This window comes from Halostagnicola sp. A-GB9-2 (assembly GCF_030068615.1).
Classification (GTDB): Archaea; Halobacteriota; Halobacteria; order Halobacteriales; family Natrialbaceae; genus Halostagnicola.
In genome coordinates, this window is sequence record NZ_JASJOC010000006.1 from 78157 (window position 1) to 89688 (window position 11532).

Annotated in this window: 11 protein-coding genes; 8 read left to right on the forward strand and 3 right to left on the reverse strand. The window is 60.1% G+C overall.

The window, feature by feature from the left end:
* Positions 1–107 precede the first annotated feature (107 nt).
* Positions 108–377 carry a hypothetical protein gene (locus QNM96_RS15110; RefSeq protein ID WP_283837392.1) on the forward strand — a complete coding sequence of 90 codons (270 nt, stop codon included), beginning with the start codon at positions 108–110 and terminating at the stop codon, positions 375–377.
* 69 nt (positions 378–446) lie between these two features.
* On the opposite strand, the gene QNM96_RS15115 is transcribed toward QNM96_RS15110, so the two are convergent.
* The gene (locus tag QNM96_RS15115; RefSeq protein WP_283837393.1) at positions 447–980 is read right to left on the reverse strand and encodes a cob(I)yrinic acid a,c-diamide adenosyltransferase; all 534 of its coding nucleotides are present in this window, start codon (positions 978–980) and stop codon (positions 447–449) included.
* A gap of 169 nt (positions 981–1149) precedes the next feature.
* On the opposite strand from QNM96_RS15115, the gene QNM96_RS15120 reads away from it, so the two are divergent.
* The 5 genes from QNM96_RS15120 to QNM96_RS15140 all read left to right on the forward strand — a co-directional run bounded on the left by QNM96_RS15120 (position 1150) and on the right by QNM96_RS15140 (position 6465).
* Positions 1150–1824 (forward strand): helix-turn-helix domain-containing protein, encoded by a 675-nt coding sequence (locus tag QNM96_RS15120; protein ID WP_283837394.1) that lies wholly within the window; start codon positions 1150–1152, stop codon positions 1822–1824.
* A 258-nt stretch (positions 1825–2082) separates the two neighbouring features.
* Entirely contained in the window at positions 2083–3540 is a 1458-nt protein-coding gene (locus QNM96_RS15125; protein ID WP_283837395.1) for a 4Fe-4S ferredoxin N-terminal domain-containing protein, read from the forward strand.
* Entirely contained in the window at positions 3537–4898 is a 1362-nt protein-coding gene (gene nrfD, locus QNM96_RS15130; RefSeq protein WP_283837396.1) for an NrfD/PsrC family molybdoenzyme membrane anchor subunit, read from the forward strand. Before QNM96_RS15125 ends, nrfD begins: the two co-directional genes overlap by 4 nt.
* Positions 4895–5203 (forward strand): hypothetical protein, encoded by a 309-nt coding sequence (locus tag QNM96_RS15135; protein WP_283837397.1) that lies wholly within the window; start codon positions 4895–4897, stop codon positions 5201–5203. The genes nrfD and QNM96_RS15135 overlap by 4 nt, the downstream gene beginning before the upstream one ends.
* A 164-nt stretch (positions 5204–5367) precedes the next feature.
* Positions 5368–6465, forward strand: coding sequence for a P-loop NTPase (locus tag QNM96_RS15140; RefSeq protein WP_283837398.1), 1098 nt, complete (start codon positions 5368–5370; stop codon positions 6463–6465).
* Between the two features lie 133 nt (positions 6466–6598).
* Here the strand turns inward: QNM96_RS15140 and QNM96_RS15145 are convergent, their stop codons facing one another.
* Both QNM96_RS15145 and QNM96_RS15150 read right to left on the reverse strand, forming a co-directional pair.
* Positions 6599–7726: an asparagine synthase-related protein gene (locus QNM96_RS15145; protein ID WP_283837399.1), complete on the reverse strand. Its 1128-nt coding sequence runs from the start codon at positions 7724–7726 to the stop codon at positions 6599–6601.
* Positions 7723–8409 (reverse strand): PHP domain-containing protein, encoded by a 687-nt coding sequence (locus QNM96_RS15150; protein ID WP_283837660.1) that lies wholly within the window; start codon positions 8407–8409, stop codon positions 7723–7725. Before QNM96_RS15150 ends, QNM96_RS15145 begins: the two co-directional genes overlap by 4 nt.
* Positions 8410–8638: 229 nt before the next feature.
* Between QNM96_RS15150 and purL the strand changes: the two genes are divergently transcribed.
* A complete protein-coding gene (gene purL / locus QNM96_RS15155) occupies positions 8639–10852 on the forward strand; it encodes a phosphoribosylformylglycinamidine synthase subunit PurL (protein ID WP_283837401.1) in 2214 nt (737 codons plus the stop codon).
* Positions 10853–11020: 168 nt separating this feature from the next.
* The gene (locus QNM96_RS15160; protein WP_283837402.1) at positions 11021–11359 is read left to right on the forward strand and encodes a hypothetical protein; all 339 of its coding nucleotides are present in this window, start codon (positions 11021–11023) and stop codon (positions 11357–11359) included.
* Positions 11360–11532: the final 173 nt, after the last annotated feature.

Sequence of the window (11532 nt, forward strand, 5' to 3'; positions counted from 1 at the left end):
TCTGTCCATCTTCGGGGCCGATTCGGCTGCTGGTAATTCGATATTACCCGCGAACGAGACGTAGAAACCGTCGCATACTCATGAACGTTCATCTCGAGACGACTGGTATGAGTTGCGACAACTGCGGGGCGAACGGCGATATCGCGTACACACTTCGGACCCATCCCGCGACCGAATCCGATACTGCGAGCGAATCGGATCTCTCGACCGAGTCGGAGACGAACTCCGCAACCGAATCGATCGACTTGCGGTTTTGCTCCGCCGACTGCCTTCAGGAGTGGACTACCGTTCCGTCGGCGACTTTCGTCGACGAGCCGTCGATTCGGCGGCGACTCCGCTCGACGGATCGGTCTCGGATAGTGGACGGATCCAAATAAGTTAGGTCGGGGTGTCCCTCGATAGGTCGGTCCGATGTAGACCTTCAATCGGACGGTTCGACGTGGACCTCAATAGGTCGGACTTTCTTCGGCGACGCCGTCTCGAGCGTTCGCGACGCGGCCGAACACGAATAGGGCGTCGGAGAGCCGATTGAGATAGGTGACTGCGGTCTCGTTGATCTCCTCTTCGCCGGCCAGTGCGACGGCGCGTCGTTCCGCCCGCCGACAGATCGTCCGCGCGTAGTGAAGCCCGCTTCCGAGATCCCCCCCGCTCGGAAGGATAAACGACGTCAGGGGCTCGAGTTCCTCGTCGTACTCGTCGATCCACCCCTCGAGGAGGTCGACGTGTTCGGGTTCGATTTGGGGGTCGTCGTCGTCCGGTTCCGGGTTCGCGAAATCGGCCTGCACGACGTGGAGATGGTTTTGAATTTCCCGAAGTTTCGCCTCGAGGTCGTCGTAATCGGCCGGCCGAGTCGTTCCGATGACGGCGTTTAGTTCGTCGACCGTGCCGTAGGCTTCGATCCGGTGGCTCGCCTTCGACACCCTTTCCATCGTCCGGAGATCCGTCTGTCCGTCGTCTCCGCGGCCGGTATAGATGTCCATGCCAGAGACGTTCACGACCTGCTCGCATAATGATGGCGGTGGCAAGGAGGGTATTGGGCTCACAGTCTATGGCTCCTTACAACTCGAGCTTTCGATCATTCCCAGTTGGTTGCAACGGGGCGAACATATTGGTAGTCGGGACAGCAACGTCTCGACGAGAACGGGTATCATGGCACAGGCAACACTCGCGATAACGATGCCGGAGCAGGTATGGATTCAGCAGGTGTCGACCGCACACCCTGATTCGACGTTTCGCGTCCTCGCGGCCGTCCCCGATTCCGAATCCGGATTCGCCCTCGTAGAGATCGCCGGACCTGACGTTCCGGGCGTCGTCGAAGCGATGACCGGGCACGAACAGATAACGGAACTTTCGACGATCCAGCGCGGCGAGGGGAAGGTGACGGTCCACTTCGAAACCACCGATCCGCTGCTCCTCTTTTCCTCGCGGGAGTCGGGCATGCCGATCGAGCTTCCGGTCGAAATCCAGAACGGAATGGCGACGATAGACGTGACGGGAACCCGTCAGCGACTCGCGAATCTCGCCAGCCAACTCGAGCGATTCGGCATTCAGTACCGGATCGAAACCGTTCGTGAGGACCCCCACGAGCGCCAGTTGCTTTCGGAACGGCAACTCGAGGTCGTCGTCGCGGCAGTCGACGAGGGGTACTATGATACGCCGCGGCGGTGTTCGTTGACCGAACTCGCCGATCATCTCGACATCGCAAAATCAACGTGCAGCGAAACCCTTCATCGAGCGGAGGAAGCGGTTGTCAAACGGTTCGTCGAGAACGTTTCACACGTCGACGAATTCGCGGATACGAACGAGCCAATTGCCTCGACGTGATTCCCGGTTGAGCCGGTTCGGTAACGGTAATCGTTGTTCGGAGTGCAACAATAGTATTCCCGGCAATTTCAACCCATTTACTTATAAACTAGCGAATATATTCGCATCAATTCTCGAGCGCTGGAAATCGACTCGACACTTGAAACAGATCTAGTGGTGAAAACGGTATAGAGGTTCCACTAATGAACGAAAATGATTGCGTGCGGACATGTATGATGCACGTGTATCCAACAGCCACATCGGAGGTGTTCTAACCCGATGAGCGCAGACGACGAGTCGTTCCACCCGCTCGGACAGGAGTGGGAGGACGATCTCGAAGCTATGCTCGATGATACCGAGTATGATACCGACCTCGGGATGCAGATGGCAGAAGATGCCATGCGCGTCACCAAAGGTGAACTCTCCGAGGCCGAGTTCCACGAACAGTATCACGAGGATATGATGGAGGAGTTCGGCCAGGACGACCGGCCGACCGAGCAAGCCTTAGAGGAGATGGAAGCGAACGCTTCCAACGCACTCGAGGCGTTCGAAGGCGACGAGGATATGGATCGTCGCGAAATGATGAAGAAGATGGGTGCGGGGGCCGCCTTCCTCGGACTCGGTGCTGCGGCGACCTTCGGCGATGACGAACCAAGCGTCGACGCCGCCGCGCAGGAAGATGACGATGACAACGACGGAACCCAGTGGGGGATGGTCATCGACCTCGAGCAGTGTGACGGCTGTCTGTCCTGTGTTCAGGCCTGCGCCGAAGAGAACCAGCTCGACGCCGGCGTGAACTGGATGTACGTGCTGGACTACGAGGATCCCGAAGAGGATCTGAACTCCGGTCGACAGCGTCTCGTCCGTCCGTGCCAGCACTGTTCGGACGCGCCGTGTGAGAAGGTCTGTCCGACGACGGCCCGACACACGCGTGAATCCGACGGACTCGTCCTGACGGACTACGAAGTCTGTATCGGCTGTCGATACTGTCAGGTCGCCTGTCCGTACGGCGTCAACTACTTCCAGTGGGACGAACCTGACGTGGCCGCCGAAGCAATCGATAACGACCACGTCTACGATGAGCGCGGACGCCCTGTCGATAGTCGTGCGCCCCGCGGCGTCATGAGCAAGTGTACGATGTGCCCGTCCCATCAGGACGGTAAGCAGGGCGAAGAAATGATCGGAACGACTGCTTGTGAAACTGCTTGCCCGCCGGACGCGATCCAGTTCGGCGACATGAACGATTCCGAAAGCGCTCCCCAGCAGTACCTCGATAACGTCGCACTGACGCGTGCGAAGTCGGAATTAGCGGGTAACAACTTCGCACCCGAGGAGGGCCTCGATTACGACGAACTCGAGGAAGACGATCTGGACGATGCTGAGGAAGACTTGCTCGAAGCCGTTAGAATCCTCGACGGCGAGGACGAACCCGCCGAAGATGATGACGACGACGGAATGACCGAGACCGAAGCGGAACGGATCGTTCAGGGCGAAGAAGGTTCGCACGCTTCGACGTTCAAGCTGCTCGAGGACGTCGGCACGAACCCGAACGTCGTCTACGTCGGTAACGAACCAGGTCCGAACGCAGAGCAGACCGAAGGACCGGTCGATTACGAGCAGATGGACTACGAGCGAGCCGACAATGGTGAGGATCAGGTCCTCGCCGACGTTCGAAAGGACGTTACCGACGAAGGAACAGTCGACCTCGATTACATCTCCGAGAGGATGCCGATATGAGCACCAAGACGCCAAACGAGGACGACATCCTCCGACCGATTCGCAACACGTCGAAGAACTACTACATCCTCTTCGGCGCGGCGTTGTTGGCGTTCGCGGCGTTCCTCGTGGGCTGGGCCTACCAGCTCCAGCAGGGATTGGTCGTCACCAACCTCTCGGACTGGGGTAGCGGTGGCGGCGTCACCTGGGGACTGTACATCGGCGCGTTCATTTGGTGGGTCGGGATCGCCCACGGCGGCATTATCCTTTCCGCCGCCGTTCGACTGCTCGGCATGGACCGATACATGCCGGTTGCCCGCCTCGCAGAGATGTTGACGCTCGCCGGTCTCTCGGCCGCAGGGTTCTATATTATCGTTCACATGGGCCGACCGGACCGCATGGTCACGAGCATTATCGGTCACTACCACATCACCGTACACAACTCGCCGCTGGTGTGGGACGTGACGGTCATCACGGCCTATTTCGTGCTGACCGCGACCTACCTCGCACTGACGATCCGATACGACGTGACCCGACTCCGCGACCAGTTACCGGACCACTTTGATCCGATCTATAACGTGCTGACGCTCGGATACTCCGAGAGCGAGGACAAGATCATCGAGCGGATGGTCTGGTGGCTCGCACTCGCGATCATCATCATGGCGCCGCTGTTGCTTCACGGCGGCGTTATTCCGTGGCTGTTCGCCGTCCTCCCGGGCATGCCCGCCTGGTTCAGCGCCGTGCAGGGTCCGCAGTTCCTCACGATCGCGCTGACTTCGGCGATCAGTGGCGTGATCCTCATCTCTGCGGCCTTCCGGTACGCCTACGACTGGGATCACATCATCACTGACGACGTCTTCCGCGGCCTCCTGCTGTGGCTCGGTTTCTTCAGCCTGCTGTTCCTCTGGCTTCAGCTCCAGCAGAACGTCGTCGGTATGTTCGCCGCGCCGCTGGACACGGCCGTCGCACAGGAAGCGACGCTGTTCCACCCGATCTACCTCCTCTCGATGGGGATGGTCTTCGGGACGCTGGTCTACATCTTCGCACAGACCATTCGGCCGTCGCTGTTCACGCGAACTCGTGCGATGGCAGCCGGAGTGACGGTGCTTCTTGCGACCCTAATGGAGAAGATCCTCTTCGTCGTCGAGGGCTTCCTGCACCCGACGTTCGAAATTTACGCGGCTACTCCTGGGGTGTACTTCCCGAGTTTGATCGAGTGGCTCTCACTGGTCGGGACGGTTGGCATGGTAGTGCTGTTCTTCCTCGTCCTGGCCAAGGTCATTCCCGTGGTCGAACTCCACGCGATCGAACACCTTCGCGAAGATCACGGTCACGAACCGGTAGACGAAAGTGCGAGTAAACAGGAGGTTGAAGCATGATTGCCGCGCTCTCAAACGGCCTCTCACACGTCCTCTATCACGGCTACGAGGGCACCGAAGGGATAACCGGTTTCCCCAACATCGGCACCTTCCTTATCTTCGGCGTGATCCTCGTTCCGGTGTACGTCATGATCGCAGCGTGGTTCGTCGGCAAGCCTCGAGAAACGAATTCGGGCCTGCTTGGCGTCTCCTATCTCGTTGGCATCACGGCCCAGATGTGGATCGGGATGTTTATCCTCACCCTGATCATCAGCGTTGTATTCTACGGAGGGGTGCCGGAGCCGTTCACTTCCGTCGGGCCGTAATTCCGCCGAGTACTATTTTTCTCTTTTTGCGCTGATGATAACAGATTTGTGCGATTCGTCGCTGTTCGCCGTTGTCCGTACCCGCTAGCTGAATTTTCGAACCCCAAACCATCACACGTATCCCGTTCCACCCCTACCTTTCGCGTAGAGCATCTCGACGCACCATGAGTATCACAGAACACGAACTCAAAATCGAACTCGAGAGCATCGAGGATCCGATGATCGGCGACGACATCGTCTCGCTCGGTCTGATTAATAGCCTCTCGATCGAGGACGGAACGGCGAACATCTCGCTCGCGTTCAACGCCCCGTACTCACCAGCCGAAATGGAGATCGGGACGGAGATTCGCGAAGTACTCGCCGAAAACGGGCTCGAGGCGAGCCTCCAGGCCAACGTCAGTGGCGAGATGGGATTCGACGACGAAGTCCTTCCTCGAGTGCGAAACGTTATCGCCGTTTCCTCGGGGAAAGGAGGCGTCGGCAAGACGACGGTCGCCGCCAACATCGCCGCCGGTCTCGAGGCGCGCGGAGCGATGGTTGGCCTTCTCGACGCGGACATTCACGGCCCGAACATTCCGCGAATCCTGCCAGTCGAGAGCGAACCGGGAGTGTCGCCGGACGAAAACCTCGTCCCGCCACGATCCGACGGCGTTCGCGTCATGAGTATGGGATTCATGATGGAAGACGACGACGATCCGGCGATTCTCCGGGGACCGATGGTCAACAAGTTCATGATGAAGTTCCTCGAGGGCGTCGAGTGGGGTCGACTCGACTACCTCATCGTCGATCTGCCGCCGGGAACCGGTGATGCGTCGTTGAACCTCCTGCAATCGATGCCGGTCGACGGATCGATCATCGTCACGACGCCACAGGAGATGGCGCTCGATGACACGCGAAAGGGAATCAACATGTTCCAGAAACACGACACGCCGATCGTCGGCGTCGTCGAAAACATGAGCTCGTTTATCTGCCCGAGCTGTGACGACGAACACGAACTGTTCGGCGATCAGGGCGAGGGCGTCGAGAAGATCGTCGACGATTTCGACATTCCGATCCTCAACAGAATTCCGATGCATCCCGATTTCGGTGCCGATGGCGGCACGGGAACCGTCGCGAAGGATACGGAAAGCGATGTTTACGATGCTGTCGACGAACTCGTCGCAAACGCCGCGGACCGAATCGGTGAAATCAACAGACAGCAAGTCGCCGACCACAGAGGCGAGCAGGCCCGAAACGTGGTTCCAACCGAAACGGATAACTGAGCCGGACTCACCCGTCGTTTTCAGCTCGCGGTCGTTTTGCAAAACAGTTCGTCGGCTCTCATGCAAGACGGAAGAATCGGCGCGAAAAAATCACGCCGTAGGCTGAATAAAGAAATCGTATTTGCAACAACTGTTATTCCTCGAGTAGCGAGTCGATATACTTCGAGACGTGATCGTCGATCCGGCGTTTGTACCCGGCTTGCCTCGCGAGCCGATCGAGTTCTCGAGCGATCAGACTGCCGTACTGAACTGCCTTTTTGTCCCGATAGGCGACCTCGCTGGGAAGGTACTCGGTTGCAACGGATCTGAGCCCCTTCTTCCTCGTGTTTTCGTCGGCGAGCAGGTCGTCCGGAAGTCGAAGCGCCGCGTCGACGACGGCGTCGTGAAGGAGCGGCGCGACGGGTTCGACGCCCGCCGCCCGGATCGTACAGATATCGCGGGGCAACTGACTCGGAAGCGTCGCGATGCTTTCGCGAACCGCTCCGCGGACGGTCTCGGCGTCGACACGGTGATCCAGACGAACCACCTTCTCGTAGCCGCCGAACAGTTCGTCGGCACCCTGCCCGACGGCGAGTCGATCGAACCCGTCCTTGGCGACCCGTTCGCCGACGAGATACAGCCCCAGCGCGATCTGGACGTCCATCGCGTTCGTTCGGCCGGTCGCTCGCACGACCTCGGGAACGGCGCGTTCCAGATCGGCCGGCTCGAGTTCGACGACGGTCAGTTCGCGCCCCATCGCGTCCGCCGCCGTCCGTGCGGCTTCGACGTCGTGACTGTCGGGGAAGCCGACGACGTAAAGCGGTGCGTCGAGTAGCTCCGCGACTAGTGCGGAGTCGACGCCGCCCGAGAACGCGACGGCAGTGTTTTCGGTTTCGATGGTCGACGAAGCCGTCTCGATCGCGGTCGAAAGGTTCTCGAGAGCGGTATCGTGATCGTCGTACGGAGCCGGATCGGGAAGCGTCCAGACCTGCTCGGGGAGCCCCGTTTCGTTCAGTGCTATCGCGGAACCGGCGGGGAACAGCTCTGGGGCGTTCAGTTCGGTCGGATCGAACGCCCACGTTTCGAAACGGCCGCTTGTTCGGTCCGCGTTCCTGGTGCGATCGTTTTCGGGGTCACCTTCGATAAACAGCGGAACGCGCCCGAGAACGTCTCGGACGAGGTGGTCGTCGACTCTCCCGGCAAAGCCCGCCGTTCCGGGGAGCGGATCACGCTCTTGGAGGGCAGTTCGAACGGGTATCGGATCAGCGCCGCGAAGCGTCATTGAAACAACGCCCCGACACCTTTTCGGACCCGACGCGTCACGCCACCTGCGGCTTGACGGAAACTAATGTGCCAGGGAGTCCGTTTGCCTTCGACGGAGGTCTCTCCCTCGCCAATCGCGGTTAGAATCGGATCGACTGCCCGTTCGTCAGTGTTCACGCGGGTCACCGCTTGGCCGACCATTTCGCTGATGTGTGCGTCACTCCCGGCGGTCATCGGCAACCCGTGGGAGTCGGCGAATCGTTCGGCCTGCCGATTGGCACGGCCCGTAAGGAGCCGAGAGTTGTAGATCTCGATCGCGTCGGCTTCGGCGAGTTCTTCTCGAGTGATACGTGCCATAACCCCGTGGCGGGATTCCTGAAACGGGTGGGGGATCACGGCGAGTCCGCCCTGGGATCGGATCGCCTCGAGGGTCGATTCGTAAGAGAGTCCCGGTGGCACGGCTTCCTCGATACCGAGCCCGAGGATGTGACCGGCCTTGCTCGAGATTTCGATGCCGGGAATGCCGACTAGGCCGTACTCCGAGGCTCGTTCGGCGGCCTCGAGACTCGCGTCGATTTCGTCGTGATCTGTGATCGCGATCGCATCGAGACCGACGGCAGCAGCCTGCTCCAAGATGAGCTCGACTGGGTCTCGGCCGTCGTACGACAGCGATGAGTGGGTATGAAGTTCGACCGACAGCACGGTTCGATGTTTAGCCCGACTGATCAAAAGCACCTCGGTACGCGGACGTAGTCGAAGGTGATCGTCGCCACTGCTGATTTTCGCGACGTTCTCACCGCTCGCATTCGTCGCCACTGGGGCTCTCGGTTCGCATTCTGGGCTCACGTTCGACATCGATGGCTACCGAAACGGTATACACGGACGTGCATATAGAAATCCATTTACCGGCCCGCTTTCAACATGGGGATGAATGAGTCTTGCCGATTCGGACCGTGAACTCGTCGTCGAGGAACTGGGTCGCGATCCCACCCCGGCCGAGGCGGCGCTGTTCGAGAACCTCTGGAGCGAACACTGCGCGTACCGCTCCTCGAGACCGCTTCTTTCCGCGTTCGAAAGCGAGGGGGAGCAGGTCGTTATCGGGCCAGGAGACGACGCGGCAGTCGTCGAATTGCCGTCGAACAGCGACGCTGATGTGAGCGGTGATGATCGTGAGTCGAACCGCGAAGCGAACGCTGGGACCGAAACCGAAGCCGACAAATCGGTCTACATCACGATGGGTATCGAGAGTCACAACCACCCCTCCTACGTGGACCCGTTCGACGGCGCGGCGACGGGCGTCGGCGGCATCGTCCGCGACACGCTATCGATGGGTGCCTATCCAATCGCCCTCGCGGATTCGCTGTACTTCGGCGAATTCGACCGCGAGCACTCCCAGTATCTCTTCGAGGGCGTCGTCGAGGGGATCAGCCACTACGGCAACTGTATCGGCGTTCCGACCGTCGGCGGCAGCGTCGATTTCCACCCCAATTACGAGGGGAACCCGCTTGTCAACGTCGCCTGTGTCGGCCTGACGAACGAAGATCGACTCGTCACCGCCGAGGCACAGGAGCCGGGAAACAAGCTCGTGCTCATCGGCAACGGGACCGGTCGTGACGGCCTCGGTGGCGCGAGTTTCGCGAGCGAAGACCTCGCGGAGGACGCCGAAACCGAAGACAGGCCCGCCGTTCAGGTTGGCGACCCATACGCGGAAAAGCTCCTCATCGAGGCCAACGAGGTGCTCGTCGACGAGAACCTGATCGAATCTGCGCGGGATCTGGGAGCCGCCGGACTCGGCGGTGCCTCGAGCGAACTCGTCGCGAAGGGCGGTCTCGGCGCGACCATCGAACTCGAGCGCGTCCACCAGCGAGAGCCGAACATGAACGCCCTCGAGATCCTGCTCGCGGAGTCCCAGGAGCGGATGTGTTACGAGGTCGAACCCGACAACGTCGACCGCGTTCGCGAAATCGCCGAACGGTTCGACCTGGGGTGTTCGGTGATCGGCGAGGTCACGGACGGAAATTACAGTTGTAGCTTTAACGGCGAGACCGTCGTCGATGTCGACGCGTACTTCCTCGGTGAAGGTGCGCCGATGAACGATCTCCCGGTCGAGAAACCGCCGGAACCGACGGTCGACCGACCGGAAACCGATATCAAGGAGGCCTTCGAAGCGGTCCTCTCGAGTCCGAGCACGGCCTCGAAACGATGGGTCTACCAGCAGTACGACCACGAGGTCGGCGCTCGAACGAGCGTGCCGCCGGGAGACGACGCTGCGGTCATGGCCATCAGGGAGTGCGAAACTGGCCTCGCGATCTCCTCGGGTGCCGCGCCGAACTGGACCAGTGCAGATCCGCTTGAGGGCGCGAAAGCGATCGCACTCGAAAACGCGACGAATCTCGCGGCCAAAGGGGCAACGCCGCTGGCGGCGGTTGACTGTCTCAACGGCGGGAACCCCGAAAAACCGGAGGTGTACGGCGGTTTCAAACGGATCGTCGACGGACTCGCGGAGATGTGTTCGACGCTTTCGATTCCCGTCGTCGGCGGGAACGTCTCGCTGTACAACGACTCGGCCGCCGGCCCGATTCCGCCGACGCCGACGCTCGCAGTGGTCGGAACGAAGGCGGACTACGAGGCCCCGCCGCTCGCGGCGGAGTCCAACGGCGAACTGATGCTCGTCGGCGACCTCGGGAACGATGCCGACGGCTACCGGCTCGGTGGCTCCGAGTATCTCGCCCAGTTCTCGGGAAGCGATCGATTCCCGGAACTACCCGACGCGCCGGATTCGTTCGTCGAAGCGCTCGCCGCGGTCGCCGACGACGACGCGACCCGGGCCGTCCACGACGTGAGCCACGGTGGACTCGCCGTGTCCCTTGCGGAAATGGTTTCACCGGACGTCGGACTTGAGGTGTCTCTCTCGAGTGACGATCCGGTCGGTGCGCTGTTCCACGAACAACCGGGACGAGCGCTCGTCCAGACGACCGATCCCGATGCGGTTCGCGATGCGTTCCCCGACGGGACGCCGGTCGTTTCTCTCGGAGCTCCGACCGAAGACGGGACGCTCACGATCGAAATCAGCGAGAAAACGCTCGAAACCGACGCGGCGGAAATTCGGACTCTTCGACGGACGATCGAACGCGAACTCGAGTAGCGAGAAACGGTCGGAGCGAAACCACGGTGGAAAATGTTGTCTATAATAAAAGCAGGCAGAGTACCTCGGGCCACCGTGCCCGGGGGTGAATGCCGTCGGCGTGATGGACAAACCATGTCAGGCTGGTGTTGGTTTTAAGTAGAACTCTTGTGATGGGTTAGGTGTACGATGGATGAGCTTGTTGAGACGCTACGTTTCCGCCTGCACATCGAGAGCGGGGAGCGTTGGCGGCTGAAACAAGCTCGATTCGATGCTCGGCCCATCGCTAATCACGCTTGGGCAATGCGTGAACTTGGCTATTCGAAGAACGAGATTTCAAAGCAAGTTACGCCGACTGCGAACGATTTTGTGAAAAATAATGCGCAGGCTGTCGTCTGGAAAGCGTGCGACGCCTACGACGCCTACGAAAGCGCACTCAACAAGTGGCACAACAGCGCCAATCAAAGCGAGTTACCGAAGCCACAACCGCCTTCAACTGACTCATGGGGTGCATTCCCCTCATCATGAATCACGGCGAAGGGTACGAACTCAAAGTCCGAGACGAAGACGATCGTGTTGGCTACCGCATCAGTGCCCAACCATATGAACAGAAAGTTCGTGGGTTTCTTCGTGGAGCCACAACACCAACTTTGGTAGCGTGGATGTAAACCGTCCAACCTCATCCCACGAGATCGCCTCGC